Genomic DNA, 19,408 nt, shown 5'->3' with positions numbered 1-19,408 from the left:
GGTGTTGCGCGACATCTCCTGCTGGTCGAGATCCTCCAGAGAGGCGGCCTGCCGGGTGCGGGCCAGATCGCAGAGCGGCCGGATCATGAAGTCCTTCTGGCGGATGCCTTCCGCGTTGCACTCCTGCATCCCGAACAGCACCTCGCCGACCACCCGGTCCGCGAGTCCCCGCAGGCTGATCACTCCTGACTGGGCGATCGCCGAGGTGGTCAGCCGCCAGGTCTCCTCGTCGAGCGTGCTGCCTCGGCGCAGCTCGTAGGCCCGGCGCTGGTTGTGAGCCTGGCAGTAGAACTTGCTCGTGCCCTCGCGGTCCCGCGGGCATGAGGCGACCTGGCAGGGGCCGAAGCTGGGCAGCGGCCGGAGCCCCGGCAGCCGGAGGAACTCCTCCATGGGGAGACGGAACTGCTTCTGCTGCTGGTGCAGGTGCGTGATGCAGAGCGGCTGGAGCGAGGTCTTCCAGGGCCGGGCGCAGTCGGGACCCGGCAGTTCCGGACGCCGATGCCTCTCCAGAGCCGCTTCTTCGTCGCGGCGAAGAACTCCTCCAGGCTCAGGCCGCTGAGCCTCATCCGGCGTCCGCATCCCTCGCAAAGCCCCTGGTTGCAGGTCCGGAAGACCATCTTCTGGCATCCCTCCAGCGGGCATTGCCGACCGCCGAGCAGCAGGTGCTGCGGAGGGAACACGAGCAGCCGGATCTCCGGGTCCCAGCCCATGAGCTGAAGGAAATCGGGGCTGACGGCGGCCATGAGCCTCGACGCGTCGTCGTCCTGAGCGTCCGGGACCGCCCGCGCGATCAGAGCGGTCACCGGCCGACCTCCCTCTCGATCGCCCGCGGAGAGGGCACCCGGTCGACGGCGTCACGCAGGCGGGATTCCTTCGGGTGCAGGTAGGGGCGGGCCGACCCGGCGTGCTTGTGCCCGAGCAGGGCCTGGACCTCGTCGAGCCGCCCGCCCGCGTCGGCGACGTTGCTGGCCATCGCGTGCCGGCCCATGCGCGGAGTGATCAGCCGGTCGAGACCGGCCCGCCGCGAGAGGGCTTCGAACAGCTCCCCGATCGCGGCCGGGGTGATCGGCGCCCCGAAGGGCGGGCGGAACAGGTTGACGAGGAGGAAGTCGCTGCCGCCGGGCCCGAGCCGGTCATGGCGTTCCAGCGCGTACTGGTCGAAGCCCTGCACCACCAGGAAGTCCACGGGCATGACCCACGACTTCTTCGACTTCGACCAGGCGTTGTTCTCGTTCTGCCGCCGGATGACGTGCAGGTGGGCGCCCTCGGCATCGCACCCGAGCGGGCGGGAGTCCATCATCAGATGCGGATCGGTCCGGTGCAGGCCCGTGGCCTGTCCCGGCCGCAGCCCCACCCGCGAGATCAACAGGACGGTCAGCCGGTCGCGGGCGGACTGGCAGGCGAGGAACATGGCGACGATCTCCTCGTTGCTCGCCCGGTCGATGTCGGTCTCCGGCTCCTGGAGCCGGTGGCGGGCCCGCAGCCGGACGCGCATCCCGCCGTCCTCTCCGCGGGCCTCTGCGGGCAGATCACGAACATCCCCGAGTTCATAGACCTGTTCCAACCCCCAGCCCGGGACCGTCCTGTTCACCGTGGCGTGACTCAGGAACATCCGGACTGCGGTGAGTACCTTGTTGATCCGGGAGTCACCGCGTACCGGCCTGGACCCGGGGCCCGGGATCACGGTCCGCCGCTGGCCCCCGTTCCCGGGCGTCCACCGCAGCCAGACCATGAACAGCCCCATGTCCCGAGCGGCGGCCCGCCAGTCCCGCCCGGTGCGCGAGCTCCAGCGCAGGAACAGGGAGACCCCCTCGGCGTACGCCTTGGTCGTCGTCTCCGCCCGTCCCTGCGCAAGCCGGACATCCCTCAGGAAGCGATCCGCCTCCTTGACGACCACCAGATCGTCATCAACCACGGTCCAGTACCGGACCCCGGACGGCATCCGTACAGGAAATGCACGCACTTGTACCCACACTCCACGAGTCGATCGCAACGATCCACCGCAGAGCCACACCCCTTGAGAACCGCCCACGACGGCTCAACGAAGGGCACTTCCACAACGTCACGACACGACCAGCGAACCCTTAGAGAACGCGGCGCCGCGGTGGGGCGTGCTCTACCGCGAGGACCACGGCACCCATCCCTTCTCCGCCGAGTGCGGCGCCTTGTGCCATGCGTAGCAGTGTGAGGAGAACCGGAGAGACAGGCTCGATGCTCTCCGCAACGAGGCTGTAGCTGGAGAACCCGTAGTACTAGCTCGTCGTGCCGACAAGACCGGCGAAGGCGATGGCACCGGCGCCCGGCTCGCCGTCAGCCATGGGCGGCTTGCGTTGCTCGTGCTCCTGGTCTGCTCTCAACGCTTCTCGATTCGACGCGGGAAAGAGCCGGGCCGATGCGTCGCCGGCCCGGCATGAAGGGAGGCGAGCTGTCGCAGGGAATATGCGAAGTTTTGTCGAGCGACTGCGCGCGGTGAAGCGCTCATTTGATGCCGGGCGTGATATCGCGCCAACCGGAACGCGCCGGTCATAGTTGAAAGTCGCTGCTAGATGGGGACGCTGGCTACCTCTGGCGTCACGACTCTTACTCGAGGTCACATCTACAACATCCACAGTGACTCAAAAGACTGCACCTTACATTGACTTGCTCGACCGGCCGGAGCAGCCTGATGTCCGGATCGAGGTGCAAATTTCCACGGGGAAGGGTGTTCGGGGTGATCGGCACCCCGGCCCTCGATTAATCCCTGGGACCGCTTCCATCTGCCCATGGGATGGCCCCGTGGCAGGTGGTCGCGCACATTCGCACCAGGGACGACTCTCCCTCCCCCGAGAATTGGAGAGGCCATGCAGAACGCGTGGATGCCCGAACGTACGAGTTGGGCTCCTGTAGGCACCGCGTGGATGCCCGAACGCACCGGCTGGGCCCCCGCGGCAACCGCGTGGATGCCTGAGAGGACCGGCTGGGCGCCGGCGGCGGACAACGACGGACACGACGCCGACTACCGGCTGGTCCCGATCGCCTGACCGCTCCTGATGAACCGGTGCAGCCGCCGCATCGCGGCGGCTGCACCGCGCCGAGAACTGCCGCCAGAAACGTGTCACCGGAGAGTGAGGAGAAGTATGACGTCCCAAAGCATTCTGGTCACTGGAGGCGCCGGATTCATCGGTCGGAACATGATCCGGTCCATGCTGAAAGACGGCTACAGAATCACCTCGCTGGACAACTTCAAAATCGGCGGATGGCAGCACATACCCGACGACATCCGCGACCACGTCGAATGGGTCACGGGAGACACCCGACACTTCGACCTGCTGAACCAGGTGATGAAGGGAAAGGACGCCGTCGTGCACCTCGCCGCGCCGTCGTCCTTCCTCATGTACGAGGAGGACCCGGTCGACGGGGCCTCGGTGACCACCCACGGCTTCCTCAACCTGCTGGAGTCCATGCGCAGGAACGACATCGGCAAGGTCGTCTACGCGAGCACCAGCGCCGTGTACGAAGGCAACCCCGTGCCCTACGTCGAAGGAATGAAGCTCAACCCGCCGGACCTCAAGGCGCTCTCCAAGAAGTGGAACGAGGAAGTGGCTCGGCAGTACTCCGAGCGGTACGGGATCGTCGCCCTCGGCATGCGCCCCTTCAGCGTCTACGGCCACGACGAGTTCAGCAAGGGCGGCTACGCCAACGTCATCTCCCTGTTCGTCTGGGCCGTGCTCAACGACATCACGCCCGTGGTGTGGGGCGACGGCACCCAGACCCGCGACTTCATCTACGTCGAGGACGCCGCACGAGCCTTCCAGACGGCCCTAGAGAGGGAGCTGACCACCCAGGAGTTCAACGTCGGCACCGGCATCGAGACCACCTTCAACCAGGTCCTCACCATGGTCGCCGAGGAACTGGGCAAGGAGGTCAAGCCCGAATACATCGACGTCCCCATCGCGATCTACGCCCAGCGGCTGTGGGCCGACATCCGCCGTGCCACCGAGGTCCTCGGCTTCCGGCACGAGGTCGACGTGCGCGAGGGCGTCCGGCGGGTCGCCGAAGCGGCGCGCACGGCCCAGGCCGCCCAGCAGTGGTCGCACATGGGCAGCGCGCAGATGTACTTCGAGACGCTGTCCGCCAGCTGACACCCGGGGGAGGGAGCACGATGCCCAGGATCCTCGCTCTGAGCGACTCGGCCGAGGACGTACGCCACTTCTGCACGGCAGCGGACACCAGCCTCTTCCGGATCCGGCCACTGCCCGCGGAGGAGCACACCTACGACCGGTTCCAGGAGATCTACCGGCGGCTGAAGGCATCGTGCGACCTCTCCTCGATCGACCTCGTCGTCGCGGAGTACGTCGAGTCCCTTCCGCTGCTGTACTTCATGCGGCGCGACGGCTACCGGTGCCCCGCACTGATGATCCCGCACACCAACCCCTACCCGATCGATCTCCTTCTGTACTTCCTCCTGGTGGCCGAGCACCCACACCCCGGCGACCGCGTCATCTGCGGCTCGGAGCACGCCAAGCGCGCCTACGAGCACATCACGGGGATCCGGGCGGACGGTATCTGCACCTTCGGCATCAAGAACATCTACCGTAAGGCGGACCAGAGCGAATGCCGCACGGCCCTGGGCCTGTCCCACGACCACACGATCCTGCTCTACACCGGCCGCTTCATGAACGACAAGGGCCTGGAGCCCCTGCTCAGCGGCTACGAACGGCTACGTCGTGAGCACCCCGAAGTCCTGCTCGCCATGTCGGCGACGCACATCGACCCTCCCTACTTCAACCGGCTCGCGCCACGGATGCGCGATGTCGTCCTCTTCCACCGGCTGGAGAAGGAACGCACCGCCCTCCTCTACGGGGCGGCGGACCTCTTCGTGTCCGGGGCGACCAGCATCTTCGAGACCTACGGCAAGTCCCCCCTGGAGGCACTCGCCTGCGGAGTGCCCTCGGTCGTGCCCCGATGGGACGGCTTCCCCTACTACATCGATGACACCAACGGCGGCCTCGTCGACGTCGAGTACCTCACGCACGCCGCCGGGAATCCCTATGAATTCGCCCGGATGCGCGAAGAGGACTTCGTCACCGTCTGCCGGCGTGTTCTTGGACAGCCGCCCTCGGACATCCGTGCCCCCGAATGGGCCACCTACGAAAAGACGATGAAAACCCTGCCCGGCGTCGTCGAGGAGATGGCGGCACTCGGCAGGACGACGGCGCCGCCCCCAGGGCCCCACCCGATCGACATCGACCGATATCCCGACGTCGTCCGCGCAATCCTGCACCACTACGACCTGCGGGAATCGGAGGATCTGCTCGCCAAGGCGAGCCGCCTCGGCCTCGTCGGCCGCGGCTCGGCCGGCGAGGAGGAACTCCTGCGGGACCTGCACCACGAGATCTTCGGCGTCATGGACGCCGTCGACCACCGGGTCTGACAGGAGGCGAAGATGAGGGCTGAGCCTCAGTCGGACATCCGTGACGTGTTCGATACCGTGGCCGAGGACTACGACCGAACCGGGGTGGAGTTCTTCGGGCCGGTCGGCGAACGGCTGGTGGAGCTCACGGACATCAGACCGGGAGACGCCGTCTTGGACGTCGGCTGCGGCCGGGGAGCCGTCTTGCTGCCCGCAGCACGGGCGACAGGCCCCAGCGGACGCGCCATCGGCATCGACCTCTCCTTCGCCATGGTGGCGGCCGTACGCCGCGACGCACACGCCCGCGGACTGCGGCAGGCCGACGCGGTCGTCATGGACGGACAAACCCCGTCCTTCTGCCCGGCCGGCTTCGACGCGGTGACCGGCGGCATGAGCGTGCACATGCTCAGCGATCTCCCCGCCGCCTACCGCGCCTACCACCGGCTGCTGCGCCCGGGCGGGCGGCTGGCCCTGTCCGCTCCCACCACCGTCGACCATCCGCAGACGCGGGTCTTCGGCCTGCACTCCGTCGCTCGGCTGTCCGCCGGCCACGACACGGGAAGCACCGTGTACCCGAACGCGCCGGCATTCGGAGGGACGGCCTTGGCCCGCTCCCAGCTGGCAGCCGCCGGTTTCCAGGACATCAAGGCCGTGGAAGAGTCCACCCTCATCACCGCGGCCTCCGCCGAGCACTTCCTGCGGTGGACCTGGACCCACGGGATGCGCGCCCTGTGGGAACGCATCCCGGCGGCGGAAAGACGCCTCGCGGAGGAGGAGATCGTGGCTGAGGCACGGGCTCGCAGCGAAGCCCCGGACAAACTCGTGCTCCGCGTTCCGATCCTCTACCTCCTCGCCCACCGGCCGTAGCCGCCACCGCAGGCAGGACCCCCACACGACAGCCGGACTGCTCGGACATACCGGCCCCAACCTCCCCGCACATCCCCTGACGGAAGGAAGCGATGACGCCCGCAAGCCCCCGCCCGGCCCCGCCTGTTTCGGCTTCTTCCAACGCCTACCCCTGGGACTGGGCTCGCCGACAGTTCGACCTCGATCCGAGCTACGTCCACCTGGCCCTGTCCATGCTGGCCCCCCACCCCCGTCCCGTACGCGTGGCGATCGCACGGCACCGCCGCGCGCTGGACCGCAACCCCGCCCAGCACTTCCATCAACGCGACGAACACGTCCGCCGCGTGCTGGAGCGGGCCGGCGCGTATCTGGGCGCCGACCCCGACTCCATCGCTCTCACCGAGAGCACCACGGCGGGAATGGCCGTGATCTTCACAGGGATGCGACTCACACCGGACGACGAGATCCTCAGCACCGAACACGAGCACTACGCGGCCTCGGAACTGCTGCGCTTCAAGGCCGCATCGAGCGGAGCCCGGCACCGCCGGATCAGTCTCTACACCCACGCGCCGAGTGCGACCGACGATGAGATCGTGGCCACGATCACCCGAGAACTGCGCGAGGACACCCGCGTTCTCGCCCTCACGTGGGTGCACTCCGGTACCGGAGTCAAGCTCCCCCTGGCCCGGATCGGCTCGGCTGTCGCCGCCGTCAACGCCGGCCGTCCCCGAAACCGGCAGATCCTCGTCTGCGTCGACGCTGTCCACGCCCTTGGCGTGGAGGACTTCACCATCGGAGAACTCGGCTGTGACTTCCTGGCCGCAGGCTGCCACAAGTGGCTCTTCGGGCCCCGTGGCACAGGAGTGGTCTGGGGCAGCGAGAAGGGTTGGGAGGCCGTCGATCCCATCATCACCTCGTTCGATGTCGAAGTGTTCTGGCCCTGGTACCTGGGCGGGGTACCCGAGACACAAGCGCCACGGGCCCGGTTCTGTACCCCCGGAGGTTTCCCGGCCTACGAACACCGTTGGGCGCTCGCCGAGGCCTTCGATTTCCAGCTGGGTCTGGGGAAGAGCGAGGTGGCGGCTCGCATAGCCGATCTGAACACCTACTGCTGGGAACGCCTGGCGGCAGTGGACGGCGTGGTGATACGAACCCCGGCAGAGCGATCACTGCGATCGGGGATGACGTGCTTCGACGTCGTCGGGCGAGACCCGGCGGAGATCGTAGCCGGGCTCGAGGAAGAGCGGGTCATGGCCGGCCAGACGCCATATCGCAGCAGTGCCGTCCGGTTCGCCCCGGGCATACTGAACACAGTCGACGACATCGACCGGGCGATCACCGCCCTTGAGAAGACCATCGGCCACCAGCGGACGATTTCCTGAATCAGGATGAGCACAGGTGCCCCGTCCCCGACTTCGGTGGCGTGCGGAACCGCCCGATACCGCCATGTCCCAGACGCTTACCACGCGCCTCACGCCGGCCGTCAGGGGGCCCGTCAGATCTGACGGGCCCCCTTCTCGTGCGGGTGAGACCTACCGGTGGTGGGCGGCCGGGGCTGATGCCGAAGGCGACGGCCTGGTGTCGGCCGGTGTCTTGCTGCTGGTCCCCGGTCCGCCGGCCAGGGCCAGCAGTATCAGGAGCAGCAGGAGGAAGCCCCCGCCGGTGCCAGCGGCCACGGCGACGGTGCGCGGGCTGATGGACCGGCGGTGCCCGCGGACGCGGGTGCCGTCGGCGCGGTAGTAGGGGCGGACGTAGGTGGTCGGTCCGGCGGGGACCGGGCTGGGCCGCGGGGTGGCGCGTCGGGGTGCCGTACGGGGCTGTGCGGTGCGCGGCCGGGTGCGGCGGTTGTGGCCTTTGACGTAGGTGCCGTCACGGCGGAAGTGGGGGCGTACGTAGGTCACGGGCGGTCCTCGGCGGTGAAAGGGGGCAATGCCCCCAGGCGGGGCCGGGTGTTCCTCGGCGCAACATTCGACGGTAGCGAGGGGCACTGACAATCCAGTGCGGCCAACTCCTCAACTGTGGCCACTCGTTGGCCGCCTGCCAGGCATTTCCGGACGGGTAATCCCGACGGCGGGCCGACTGTCGGTGCCGGGTTCCGTCCCAAGACGGCGGGGAGCCGCATACGAGGGGGCTGCGCCCGGGAACAGGGGGTACGAAGGCGCCGATCACACCGGCTGGGAGGGTCGCGGGATGCTGCGCGCGGTGGCTGCGGGGGGGGCGCACGGTGAGCCCACGAGAACACGGCCGACACGTCCCGCTCACCCACGAAGCCCTCCAGGGCCTCCCGAACTGGCGGACCGTCGCCTACCTCCGCGACCTGCTGATGGACAGCGGCATCCTTCCCCGCTTCGACCGCTGGCTCCTGCTCTTCGAGCGGTGGCTCGCCGAACGCCTCGGCTCCACCGAGAGCCCCGAACATGCCCGGCTCCTCCAGCACTTCGCGCACTGGCACCAGCTCCGCAAGCTCCGGACCAAAGCCCGCGAACACTCCTTGGGCGCCAGAACGACGCAGGAGTGCCGACAGCAGGTCACCCAGGCCGCAGCCTTCCTCCAGTGGCTCGCCGAACGCGGCGTCGCTCTGGATGCGGCCACTCAGACCGACCTCGATGCCTGCCATGCGGAGAAGTACGCCACCCGGCGACCGGCTCAGGCATTCCTGCGATGGTGCATGGACACCCGCCGCATGCCCCGCCTGTCCCTCCCGAACAGGCCGACGACGAACCCGCATCCCCCCGGCCAGCATCAACGATTCGCCACCCTGCGACGGGTGCTTGCCGACGGCAGCAGCGACCCACGCGTCCGGATCGCCGCCTGTCTGGTCCTCCTCTTCGCTCAACCGGTGAGCCGGATCGTCCGTCTGACCACCGATGACGTCCTTCGCGACGACGCCCACGTTCTGCTGCGGCTCGGTGACCCTCCCTCGCCGGTCCCCGAACCGGTCGCGACCCTGCTGCTGGGCTACATGACGGCCCTGCCCGGCAGAACCCCGGCAGTGAACGCTGGCTCCCGCTGGCTTTTCCCAGGTTGCCGGGCGAACCAGCCGATGCACCCGGGCACCCTGCGGGAGGGACTGCGCGAGCTCGGTGTTCCTCTCCAGCGGGCCCGGACCTCATCGATCCGCCACCTCGTCCTCCAAGCCCCGGCCCCCGTCATCGCCAAGGCCCTCGGCTACCACGACAAGACCGCCACAAGGCTGGTCACCGAAGCCGGCGGCACCTGGAGCCGATCCGCCCCCGGCGGCCGCTCACGCTCACGATGAACCCGCTCCGAAGACGCCATCGCGGATTTGGGACAGCCCTCCACGCACGGCTGTTGCAGTGGCGTCGAGCTCACTGCGCTCACGCACTCGCCACTCGGCATCCAACCGAAACCCATCATCCGCGAACCGCGGAAAGACATGAAGGTGCACATGGAAGACCTCCTGGAAGGCGGCCTCGCCGTCAGCCAGGAACAGGTTGACGCCCTCGCAACGGAGACCCGAGCGACGCAGTGCCCGCCCAAGACGGTGTGCTACCTCCCAGATCCTCGCCCCAGTCCGGACATCCAGGTCTTCCAATCCGACTGCGTGGGTCCTGGGAACGACCAGAAGATGGCCAGGAGTCACAGGTTGAAGATCCATGAACGCCAGCACTGTCTCGTCCTCATGGACAACACTGGCCTCCGCTTCTCCCTGAGCGATGGCGCAGAACACGCAGTCCCCAATGCCCACGACTGGCTCCCCTCCCGACGCCATAGCTACGAAGAGTAGCCGGAGCAATGGCAAGACCGGCGAATACGCGACACCTCAACATGCGGGCCTACCAGTCCCAAGCCCGGGATCGAGAGCGATCAGATCACGGTGAAGCTGGTCGAGCAGGGGTGCCCAGCCGGGTCCGACGGCGTGGGCCCACGCGGGAATCTGCCGGTCGCTGGGTGCGGTAAGGCCGCGGGTGTCGTCCATGCGCTTGATGATGGCGGCGGGGTACGACAACGGGCCGTGCCGGGCGAGCGCGTGGGGCGTTATCCGGCGCGTTCGGCCAGCAGCAGGGCGAGAGGGCCGGCCGGGAGGAGGAAACGGCCTTCGGTGGCTGCGGTGATGGCGTCCGCCATGGGCCACCAGGAGAGCTTGAAGTCCTCCTCGGTGGGCGTGAGCTGCTGCGGGCCGAGGGTGAGGTCCCGGGCCTGGAAGAGATGGATACGGGCGGTGGACTCCAGGGTGATGGCGTACGCGCCCAGCGGCTGCCACCGCCTGGCGGTGATGCCGGTTTCTTCCTGGAGCTCTCGCTGTGCGCACTGTTGGGGGCTCTCGCCGTCCTCGCGCCGCCCGCCGGGCAGGAACAGGAATTCGCCGCCGTGGCGGGGGAAGTCGGCGGTCAGAATGGCGACGAGGCTCTGGCCGTCGCGGGCCACCACCACAGCGGCGTCCCGGGCCGGGCCTCGCCGGGAAACCTCATCGCTCATGACGAGGGAGCCTAGCGGCGCCCTTCGAGCACGGTGGCGACATAGGGAACATTCATCACGACGGGGTGGGCGATGCCCCGGCCGTGGTAGCCGTCGTCTCCGTAGGCGTCGCCGTGGTCGGCGCACATGATGACCAGCCAGCGGTCCGTTGCGGTCAGGGTGGTGATCAGGCGGGCGAGGTGTTCGTCGGCGTAGGTGAGCGAGGCCCGCTGGGATGCGGTGGTGTCGGCCGCCTGGCCGAGGTAGTGGCCGTGGGGGACGTGGGTGGCGGAGACGTTGACGAACAGCAGCAGCGGCCGGCCGCGGTGCTGGTCGGCGAGGTCGAGTGCCTGGTCCACCTGGTGGCGGGTGGAGTCGATCTCGGGCGAGCAGAACTCGGGCCGCCAGTGGTCCTCGTCGAACATGTCGGGCAGCACGCTGCCGAGCGGGGTCTCGCGGGAGAAGTAGGTCACTCCGCCTACGCAGAAGGTGCGGTAGCCGTGCTGGCCGAGGCCGGCCAGGAGGCTGGGGGCGTCGAACTGGAACGTCTGGGGCGGCACGGTCTTGAAGGCGGGCGGCCGGCACTCCCACAGGCGGGGCGGCTGCTTGGGCTGGGGCAGCTTGGGCAGGAAGCCGGAGAAGAACGCCATGTGAGCGGGGAGGGTGAACGTGCCGGGGGTCTGCCGGCGCTGCCGGCCGCCCTCGGGCAGGAGGGCGGCCAGGTGCGGGGTGAGGCCCTCGTCGTAGACGGCCGAGGAGGCGAGGGCCTGGGTCGTCGAACACACCGGGCCCAAGGGCGGCCGAAACTACGTGCGCTGTAAGAAGTGCGCTCCCGCAGTGTGACGGCTGTGACTCCTCCGCGAAGGGAGCGGAGCGGAGCGGTGCGGGGTCTGCAGTGCCGTACGGGGTGATGACCACGCTGCCGGGCCGCGGCGCCAAGGGCGGCCAGGGTGCGCGGGTGCCCACCGAACCGGTGGGCACCCGGCTCGGTGGGCACCCGCGGCTGCGGGCCGGTCATCCGGCGACCGCCTGCTCGCCGAGCGCCGCCGTGAAGTGCTCCCGGAGCAGGCCGGGTCGTTCAACAAGTCGAAGCGGGCCGGGTCACGAGCGAAGACGATGCCGTCGCAGGCGCCGGGCGCTGCGCATCCTTCCGCCCGGCACGACACCGGCGGGGGACCTCACGCGCCCTGCTGCGCCGGCGCCGCCGTGCCCGCTGGGCCGGTGAAGACCCGGGAGTCCGCTTCGGCCAGCTACCGCCGCGCCTTCGCCGCGCACCTGGCCGCCAAGCCCACCGGCGCGGAGCGGGATCCGGCTGGCGCGGCGGCCTACGAACGGCAGACCGCGGCGCTGCAGCGGCCCGCGCCACTCGCTGGGCACTCTCGCGCCGCGCTTCCTGCGTCGAGTGCGTCCCCCAACGTCTCCTACGACGGCGCCCCGCGTCGCCCGCATCAGCTCGCCCTGGCGCGGGCCCGCAGCGGTCGTCGTCCTGCCGGGTCCCCACGGACCATCCGGGCGGCTCCGAGGGAGCCAGGGAGGAGCCGACCAGCTGGCGCCGGATGCGCGGGGGAGGAAAGTGTCCAGCAGTGCCGCGCCTTCAATAAAGTGACATCATTGTGCGCAGCAAGAGGCGGCCGCCTTGTTAAGAGCAGCCGCCTCTATACTTCTCGGGTTTTCTCAGCCCGGCGCGAATATCTTGTTAACGTCTTGCGGTTACTCGCCGACGACTTCCAGGAAATAGTCGCACGCGCCTACATCCCACTTCAAGTCGATCTTTTCTGCGATTTTCATCAGACGAGACTCGTCGAGAGGGTATGCGTTGAGGAGCTGACCGACCGGCACCCCGACGAGGTCGGCGAGAAATTCAGGGGAGACCCCAGAAAGCGTCGCTTCTCCCGCAAATTCTTCGGATTTTTTATCGTACGCCGTGACGAGATACTTCATTTTTGAACCTTACGCGATTTGTTGGCAGGCTTGGTCTGCTCCCCGGTATTTGGATCATACTCGCCTAGGTGCTTGCCATTCTTGTTGTAAACCTCCACATTCCCGTGCTGCTGATCCCACTCGTAGATCTTTCCCTTGGGGTCTTTCCAGCGTCTACGCAGGCCGCCGCCACCTTGCAGGGGCGTCTTCGGTTTGGCCTTGGTGGCTTTAGGGAAGGCGGGCAGGTAGTCGGGTGCGGGATGATAGCCGAGATCCGAGTCACCGCCGGACGCTCCCCTGCTGTTACCTTGGGCTTCCCGGAGGGCGTTGTAGATTCCGCTGCCCATGCGGTTCGCCCCGTCGGCGGCAATGAAGCCGCCAGTAGTAACGATGCCTGTTGCAATGGCGATCGCCGGTGCTCCGGCGAAGCATCCGATCCAGGTGGCGCACAGGAGCCCGCCGCCTGCGTCCCCGCCTACACCGAGGAACATGAGGCCGACGCCGGCGGCTGACTCCAGACCTCCGGCCCAGACCTCTTGGTTGAAGAGGATAGCTTTGCCGTACCTGCCTACGGTTTCAGCACCGTTGGCGATTGTGTGGTATCCGGAGACCATCCAGTCCGGGAAAATGCTGCTCTTGTGACCCCCGGTTTCTTCTTCGTCTTCCGGGTCGGGCGCTTGCCGCCAGCGCGCTTCGGTTTCCTCCCACTCCTTTTCTTCTTTTTTCTCTGCAGCGATTTCGGCCGCGTACGCTTCGTTGGCAGCCTTGGTTGCCGCCGCCTTGTCTTTACCGGCAGAAAGTGCGGAGTCGCGCGCCTTGTTTGCGGATTCCTGGGCTCTGGCTGCCCGGTCCCGAGCCCAGGCGGCAGAGCCCTCGGCACGCGTCGCCGCCTCAAGGGCTCGAGCTGCGGCTTGTGTCGCTTGCTGCTCAGCCTTTTCTGCTGTGCGAGCGGATTCTCTGGCCTGCGCTGCGGAATCTTCGGCGCTCTTAGCTGCCTTGGCGGCGTCGGCTGCGTATTTCTTCGCCTTGTCGGACGCTTCGCGGGCTTTAGCCGCCCATGTGGCGGCTTCGGTGTCGGCCCTGCGAGCCAGTGCTGCGGTGTGGGCGGCGTCGGCTGCGTTCTTCTGGGCTTGCTGGGCCACGCTTGCCGCTCCAGCGATCAGGTGCTGGACGTCGGAGACGTGTATAGAGGTCAGGAGGTCCTTGCGCCGCGCCTGGTACTGCCCGACGGTGAGAAACAGGTGGAGCTGCTGGGGGGAGCTCTCCAGGGCGACCCTGGCGGCCTCTTTGAGTTCGGCGCCGCTGCTGTTCAGCAATCGGCTCGCCTCGACTTGTTCATCAGCGGTGCGAGCTGTGTACTGCGTGGTGGTGAGGAACTGTCGGAGGGCCTGCACGCTGTTGTCCTGGAGGGCTGCTTTGGCCGCTTCCTTGACTCCAGGCCCGGCAGTGTTCAGCGTCTGGGAAATGAGGACGCGGTAGTCGTTGGCAGCGGCTTCGTGGACTCCCGTTGCCAGAAATGCGTGGACCTTCTGCCCGTCGCCCTCGAGGACCTTGCGCGCTGCTGTCCTGACGTCGCCGGATGAAGATTCGTCCGCCAGGGCTTCTACATCGGTGCGTTCGTCCCGCTCGGCGGCCTGCTGCCGCCCGGTGCGGAGGTAGTCGACGACGCCCTCGTCGTCACCGCTCAGGGCACTCTTTGCTGCTGTGCAGCTCCAGGGGCCGCCGGTCTTCAGGTCAAGCAAGGCGATCCGCCGGCCCTTGACGGCCGCACCCTTGGCAGAGGACCCAGAGTCGGTGACTTCCTTGACGAGCTTGGCTGCTTCCTCTTTGAGCTTCTGGGCGTCGTCCGCCCTACCGGCCAGGGCAGCCTTGCGCTCGTCGTCGCTCCTCTTCAGCTGCCGGGCCAGCTGAAGAGCGGATGCCGTCCGGTTGGCGAGTTCTTCTGTTTCGATTCTGCGGGTGATCGCCTGGATCTTGTTGGCCTGGTCGACCGCGTGCGTGGCCTGGTCAGCGGCGGTTTTGGCTGCCTTGGCGTGGCCAGTCGACTCCTTGGCCGCTTGGTGCGCCTGGCCCGCGTGCTTGGCCGCCTCGTCGGCAGCCTTGGCCGCCTCGTCTGCGTGCTGAGCTGAGGAGTTCGCAGCGTCACGTGCTTCGCGGGCGGCTGCGGCAGACTCTCTGGCCAGGGCGCGCGATGCCTTGGCGGCGCGAGTCGCTTCCTGGGCATGAGACTTCGCCGTCTGGGCCCACTGCTTGGCGCGTTGCGCCTGTGCGCTGGAGGCATCGGCGTAGCCCCCTGCTTCGTTGGAGGCGTCGGCGGCGGCGTTGGCGTTGTCGCCGGCGTTCTCGGCTTCGGCGGCAGCCCGTTCAGCGGCTTCGGCGGCGGTGGCGGCCTGGTTGGCGGCATCTCCGGAGGTCCTGGCGGCCTTGGCCGCGTTGCGGGCCTGGTCAGCTGCCTTGCGTGCGCTCGCCGCGTCCTTGGCGTTGATCGCGGCGTTCGCGGCGGCGTTGCGGGCGCGCGATGCAGCTTCGGCGGCTGCCGCTGCCGCTGCCGCGGCAGCGGCTTGGGCGGCGGCGGAGGCGATGCGGGCCGCGTAGTTGGCGGCCTGGGCTGCGGCGATGGCTTCCTTGGCGGCATCGGCGGCGCCAGAGGCAGCTTCGGCGGCCCGTCCTGCCGCGTTGGCTGCGCGCTGTCCGTCCTTGCGGGCGGCTTCGGTCTCCGCGGCCGCCTTCTTGGCTTCGTCCTTGGCGAGCTTGGACGCCTGTACGGCCCGGGCGGAGGCTTCCTTCGCCGCGTCGGTCTGGCGCTTGGCTTCTTCGCCGGCTTCCTTGGCCTGCTCGGCCAGCTGGGAGATGCTCGCCCGCTCCTGATCACGGTTTCGGGCGGTGTACTGGCCGATGGTGAGGAAGTCGCGGACGTCCTCGATGGAGCCGTTCAAGGCGTTTTTTGCAGCTGCCTTGGTGGCTGGGCCGCCAGCACTCATGATCTGCACGAGCCGGACGCGGTCGTCGGCATCGCGTGCGGTGAACTGGCCGTCGGTGAGGAACGCTCGAACGTCCTGGATCGATCCCTTGAGGGCCTTCCCGCCTGCTTCTCGGACGCCGGGACCGCCCGCGCTGATGATCTGGGCGACCCGCACGCGCTGGTCCTGCTCCAGCGGAGACTTCCAGCCGTCCTTGAGGAAGTTGCGCAGGTCTTCCCGCGAGCCGGTGAGCGCCTTCTGCGCTGTCTCGCGAAGTCCGCTGCCGCCCAAGTTCAACAGCTGTGCGGTTGCGATCCGTTCATCGTGAAGCTCAGCGATGTCCTTCTCGCTGGCCAGGAAGGCGCGTCGTCATCTGTGCCTGTCAGCGCCGCTTCGGCGGCTGCTTTGGTGGCCGGGCCGCCGTCGATCCACAGTTGCAGGATGCGACCGCGGTCCGTAGCGGGGATCGTGCTGGTGGGTCCATCTCCGCTTTGAGCCGGTGTTCCGGCGGCCTGAGCGGGTTTTGCTTGGATCAGGGCGGCCATCAGCGTCATAGGCAACAGCCCTGCGCTCAGGACTCTCAGAGCCGGCGGAAAGGCGACGCCAGCTCTTCTCTGTTTGTCTCTCACTAAAGTAGATGCTTTCTGCAAGTTTCCCTCTTGGGGCTTCGGAGGGGCCAGCATATAGGCTCGGCGGTCGACCCTCGGAGGGAACCCAAGCCACTATATGGCCAGGTGAGGGCAGGTCAGGACGGCCTGCCAGCGCCACACAGGGTGAGCAAGTTGCCTACGCGTGGCATGTGAAATTACTTTGCGTGAGGCGCAAGCAATCGGGAGCCGAGGGGGTGTCAGGCCCAGCCTTCGGGGATGACAGTTTCCCCGGGGCGGAATTACCCCATTGCATAACAGCTCATTTTTCGTTGAACCATAAAAGGAAATTCCAGTGATGCTTCGCATGCGCAGAGCTCTGCGGGCCAGCGCCATTTCGACAGCCACGATCGCCGTGGCCGCCGGCACTCTGGGCCCTGCTGCGGCCGACCCCGGCACGGACCCCGCCACCCCGCCGTTCGCAGTGGAGACCTTCGAGTACCCGAACGCGGCGCAGATCCTCAAGGAGAAGGGCATCGCGCTCCACAAGGGAGACGGGCACATCCTCCTGGCGGACTGCAACACCGCCCAGGACATCCGGGTCATGACACGTCAGACCGCGGAAGGGCAGTACTGCTTCAAAGTCACCGGCACCGGCAAGACCGGGTTCCTGGAACTGGAGATCCCCAAGGTCTTCTCCATCATGACCGGCGAGTACGCCGTCCAGGCCAACCTCACCTCCGAGGGCAAGACCCAGACCGTCAACGTGGCGAAGAACGGCGCCGAAGGCGTCGGCGAGAGCGCCAACCCGCCCGGCAAGCCGACCGTCCTGGTCAAGCTCCGCGTCACCGGCTGACCCACAACTCCCTCTGCCCTGCCCTCCTGCCGGCCGTCTGCCGGACAGGCCCCCGCATAAAGGAACGACCATGCCTGCCTCCCGTCCGCGCGCCGCGTGGGCCACCAGCCTCCTGACCACCGCCGTCACCGCCGGCCTGCTGAGCACCGCCCCCGCCCACGCCGTCGTCGGAGACGCCCTCAAGGGCGGCTCCTACACCTTCGTCGCCAAACTCGACATCGGCGGCGAACGCAGCTGCACCGCCGCCCTGGTGGAAAAGCAGTGGCTGCTCACCGCGGCCAGCTGCTTCGCCGACAACCCCGCCCAGAGCCTCAAGGTCCCCGCGGGCGCGCCGCAGCGGAAGACCACCGCCACCATCGGCCGCACCGACCTCGCCCACGGCGGCGGCACGACCACCGACGTCGTCGAGCTCGTTCCTCGCAGCGACCGCGACCTGGTCATGGCCCGTCTCGCCGCCCCGGTCACCGGCATCACCCCCGCCGACATCACCTCCCACGCACCTCTCGAAGGCGAGGAGCTGCGGGTCGCCGGGTACGGGCGGACGAAGGACGAGTGGGTCCCGGACCGGCTGCACGCCGCCGGTTTCGCCGTTGGCCAGGTGCAGGGAGCTACCGCGACGCTGACGGGCAAGACGCCGGACGCCGCCGTCTGCCAGGGAGACACCGGCGGGCCGGCCTTCAGGGACATCGGTGGTCGCTACGAGGTCGTGGGCGTCAACAGCCGCTCCTGGCAGGGAGGCTGCTTCGGCACCGATGCGAGCGAGACCCGCAAGGACGCCGTCACCAGCCGCGTCGACGACGTCGCCGCCTGGGTGAAGTCCGTGGCCTACCGCGGCGTGCTGGGCCGGGCCAACTGGAAGAACGCCGCCTACCTCGCCTCCGGCCACTTCACCGCCGCCCCGGGCGGCAAGCGGCACATGGACCTCTTCGTAGTCTGGAAGGACGCCTCCGCCAGCATCTTCGAGGGCTCGGAGAGCACCGACCCCAAGGCCGCCTTCGTCACCGAACACAAGATCGCCAAGGCGGGCAGCGACTGGAAGTACGCCCGCGGTGTCGCCGGCGGCAGCTTCACCGGAAGCAGCACCGACGGCCTGGCCGTGTACTGGAAGGACGGCGAGGTCACCGAATACGCCCACCTCGACACCAAGGGCACCCACGACGAGAAGAAGCTCCGCGAGCCGAACAAGACCTGGCTCAACGCACGCAAGCTCGCCGTCGGCCGCTACACCCCCAATGCCCGCCGTGACGACCTGATCGTGGTGTGGGCCGACGGCTCGACCGCGATGTTCGCCGACGTCGACTCCAAGAAGCTCACCGCCCACACCCAGCTGTCCAAGGCCGACAAGGCCTGGAGTGGCGCCGCGCAGGTCAGCTCCGGGCAGTTCACCGGCAAGAAGACCGACGACCTGCTCATCCGCTGGAACAGCGGCGAGACGAGCATCTTCCCCGGCGTCGACGCCAAGGGCTACCATGGCCGCACCCGCATCCGCGAGGCCGGCTCCTCCTGGAGAACGCCCACCTGCTGTCCACCGGCGCCTTCACCGCCGACAACGACCGCATCAACGACGTTCTCATCAGCTGGAACAACGGCAACGTCGGCATGTACACCAACGTCGACAACGACGGCACCCACGCCGCCGTCGAACTCGTCAGCTGACGACCTCAAGGCAGTGACAAGCCAGTCACCCCCACACTGGGGCGGTGACCAGCCCTCTGGCCGGCCTGCGGCACACCGTCACGCAGGCCGGCCACCCGGCAACCACCACCTGGCCCTGCCCAGCCCGCCACACCCGGAAAGCGCACAATGACGGGCGCCGGCCCGCCGACACCGCGTGCTCACACGTCCTCACCGCAACAAGGCCCCCCTGTGCACCCACACCTCGCTGCTGCCGTCGCCCAGACGTACACCGCAACCCACCACCTCAAGCTCACCGCCTTCACCACAGTAGGAGCAGCCCTCCTCCTCTGGAGCGGACGCACCCAGCGCCGCACCGGCCGCCACCTGCTGCACCCGACCACCACCATGCGAGCCGGAGACCGGCTGGTAGCACCGCCCGCTCCCCGCCGGCTGCACCAGGTGACGGGCTGGTTCTACACCATCCTCGGCTGGTTCTTCGGGATGGGTGCACTGGTCAACCTGATCCTGTGGGTGCACAAGGTGTCCACGTAACCACCAGCCCGCGCGCAGGGACAGCGCACGGCCGTCCAAGCCAGCCCAGGGGCCACGACACAGCCGGGACGTGCCGACGCGTCCCGGGGTGCTGCGCCGTCGTGTGCCCGGGCCGTCCTTACGCCACAAGGACCGCCTGGCCTGGGAGAAGGCGCGGCTGCGCGGTCCCGCCAGGCGACCGCCCGCGACCCTCCCGGCGGTGACCGGTCACCCGCCTCGAGGGCTCTGAGGAAAGGGCTCAGTGAGCTCTTTCAGCGCT

The 19,408-nt window shown here is 68.2% G+C and carries 18 protein-coding genes; 9 read left to right on the top strand and 9 right to left on the bottom strand.

Going from position 1 to position 19,408, the window contains the following annotated elements; all coding sequences use genetic code 11:
* A partial coding sequence (locus tag JNW98_RS26110; RefSeq protein WP_223770748.1) for a hypothetical protein occupies positions 1-390 on the bottom strand: 390 nt, incomplete at its 3' end.
* A 409-nt stretch (positions 391-799) separates the two neighbouring features.
* Positions 800-1,915 (bottom strand): tyrosine-type recombinase/integrase, encoded by a 1,116-nt coding sequence (locus JNW98_RS26105; RefSeq protein ID WP_223770747.1) that lies wholly within the window; start codon positions 1,913-1,915, stop codon positions 800-802.
* 982 nt (positions 1,916-2,897) lie between these two features.
* Here JNW98_RS26105 and JNW98_RS36310 point away from each other — a divergent pair.
* The 5 genes from JNW98_RS36310 to JNW98_RS26085 all read left to right on the top strand — a co-directional run bounded on the left by JNW98_RS36310 (position 2,898) and on the right by JNW98_RS26085 (position 7,620).
* The gene (locus JNW98_RS36310; RefSeq protein ID WP_263421226.1) at positions 2,898-3,020 is read left to right on the top strand and encodes a hypothetical protein; all 123 of its coding nucleotides are present in this window, start codon (positions 2,898-2,900) and stop codon (positions 3,018-3,020) included.
* A gap of 9 nt (positions 3,021-3,029) precedes the next feature.
* A complete protein-coding gene (locus JNW98_RS26100) occupies positions 3,030-4,121 on the top strand; it encodes an NAD-dependent epimerase/dehydratase family protein (RefSeq protein ID WP_308015666.1) in 1,092 nt (363 codons plus the stop codon).
* A 20-nt stretch (positions 4,122-4,141) separates the two neighbouring features.
* The gene (locus tag JNW98_RS26095; RefSeq protein ID WP_223770745.1) at positions 4,142-5,413 is read left to right on the top strand and encodes a glycosyltransferase family 4 protein; all 1,272 of its coding nucleotides are present in this window, start codon (positions 4,142-4,144) and stop codon (positions 5,411-5,413) included.
* A 12-nt stretch (positions 5,414-5,425) separates the two neighbouring features.
* Positions 5,426-6,259 (top strand): class I SAM-dependent methyltransferase, encoded by an 834-nt coding sequence (locus JNW98_RS26090; RefSeq protein WP_223770744.1) that lies wholly within the window; start codon positions 5,426-5,428, stop codon positions 6,257-6,259.
* Positions 6,260-6,351: 92 nt separating this feature from the next.
* Complete coding sequence (locus JNW98_RS26085) at positions 6,352-7,620, top strand: aminotransferase class V-fold PLP-dependent enzyme (protein ID WP_223770743.1); 1,269 nt, start codon at positions 6,352-6,354, stop codon at positions 7,618-7,620.
* 150 nt (positions 7,621-7,770) lie between these two features.
* Here the strand turns inward: JNW98_RS26085 and JNW98_RS26080 are convergent, their stop codons facing one another.
* Positions 7,771-8,139, bottom strand: a complete 369-nt coding sequence (locus JNW98_RS26080) for a hypothetical protein (protein WP_223770742.1) — start codon at positions 8,137-8,139, stop codon at positions 7,771-7,773.
* Between the two features lie 323 nt (positions 8,140-8,462).
* Here JNW98_RS26080 and JNW98_RS26075 point away from each other — a divergent pair, with 323 nt between their 5' ends.
* Positions 8,463-9,497, top strand: coding sequence for a site-specific integrase (locus tag JNW98_RS26075; RefSeq protein WP_223770741.1), 1,035 nt, complete (start codon positions 8,463-8,465; stop codon positions 9,495-9,497).
* Here the strand turns inward: JNW98_RS26075 and JNW98_RS26070 are convergent.
* From JNW98_RS26070 to JNW98_RS36300, 6 genes are all read right to left on the bottom strand, one after another.
* Complete coding sequence (locus JNW98_RS26070) at positions 9,489-9,947, bottom strand: HIT family protein (protein WP_223770740.1); 459 nt, start codon at positions 9,945-9,947, stop codon at positions 9,489-9,491. The two genes, JNW98_RS26075 and JNW98_RS26070, sit on opposite strands and share 9 nt — an antisense overlap.
* Before the next feature lie 290 nt (positions 9,948-10,237).
* Positions 10,238-10,678 (bottom strand): NUDIX hydrolase, encoded by a 441-nt coding sequence (locus JNW98_RS26065; RefSeq protein ID WP_223770739.1) that lies wholly within the window; start codon positions 10,676-10,678, stop codon positions 10,238-10,240.
* An 11-nt stretch (positions 10,679-10,689) separates the two neighbouring features.
* A complete protein-coding gene (locus JNW98_RS26060) occupies positions 10,690-11,442 on the bottom strand; it encodes an STM4013/SEN3800 family hydrolase (RefSeq protein ID WP_223770738.1) in 753 nt (250 codons plus the stop codon).
* A gap of 925 nt (positions 11,443-12,367) precedes the next feature.
* Positions 12,368-12,598 (bottom strand): DUF7683 domain-containing protein, encoded by a 231-nt coding sequence (locus tag JNW98_RS26055; protein WP_223770737.1) that lies wholly within the window; start codon positions 12,596-12,598, stop codon positions 12,368-12,370.
* The gene (locus JNW98_RS36305) at positions 12,595-15,828 is read right to left on the bottom strand and encodes a colicin E3/pyocin S6 family cytotoxin (protein WP_263421223.1); all 3,234 of its coding nucleotides are present in this window, start codon (positions 15,826-15,828) and stop codon (positions 12,595-12,597) included. The genes JNW98_RS26055 and JNW98_RS36305 overlap by 4 nt, the downstream gene beginning before the upstream one ends.
* 2 nt (positions 15,829-15,830) lie before the next feature.
* Positions 15,831-16,082: a hypothetical protein gene (locus tag JNW98_RS36300; RefSeq protein ID WP_263421228.1), complete on the bottom strand. Its 252-nt coding sequence runs from the start codon at positions 16,080-16,082 to the stop codon at positions 15,831-15,833.
* A gap of 409 nt (positions 16,083-16,491) precedes the next feature.
* Between JNW98_RS36300 and JNW98_RS26040 the strand changes: the two genes are divergently transcribed.
* The 3 genes from JNW98_RS26040 to JNW98_RS26030 all read left to right on the top strand — a co-directional run bounded on the left by JNW98_RS26040 (position 16,492) and on the right by JNW98_RS26030 (position 19,149).
* Complete coding sequence (locus tag JNW98_RS26040) at positions 16,492-16,980, top strand: hypothetical protein (RefSeq protein ID WP_223770736.1); 489 nt, start codon at positions 16,492-16,494, stop codon at positions 16,978-16,980.
* 70 nt (positions 16,981-17,050) lie between these two features.
* Positions 17,051-18,787, top strand: coding sequence for a S1 family peptidase (locus tag JNW98_RS26035; protein ID WP_223770735.1), 1,737 nt, complete (start codon positions 17,051-17,053; stop codon positions 18,785-18,787).
* 59 nt (positions 18,788-18,846) lie between these two features.
* Positions 18,847-19,149 (top strand): hypothetical protein, encoded by a 303-nt coding sequence (locus JNW98_RS26030; protein WP_223770734.1) that lies wholly within the window; start codon positions 18,847-18,849, stop codon positions 19,147-19,149.
* Positions 19,150-19,408 lie beyond the last annotated feature (259 nt).

It is taken from the genome of Streptomyces huiliensis (assembly GCF_020037025.1).
GTDB classification, from domain to species: domain Bacteria; phylum Actinomycetota; class Actinomycetes; order Streptomycetales; family Streptomycetaceae; genus Streptomyces; species Streptomyces huiliensis.
The sequence above is the reverse complement of the archived record's forward strand: the minus strand, read 5'-3'. Positions and strand labels throughout refer to the sequence as shown.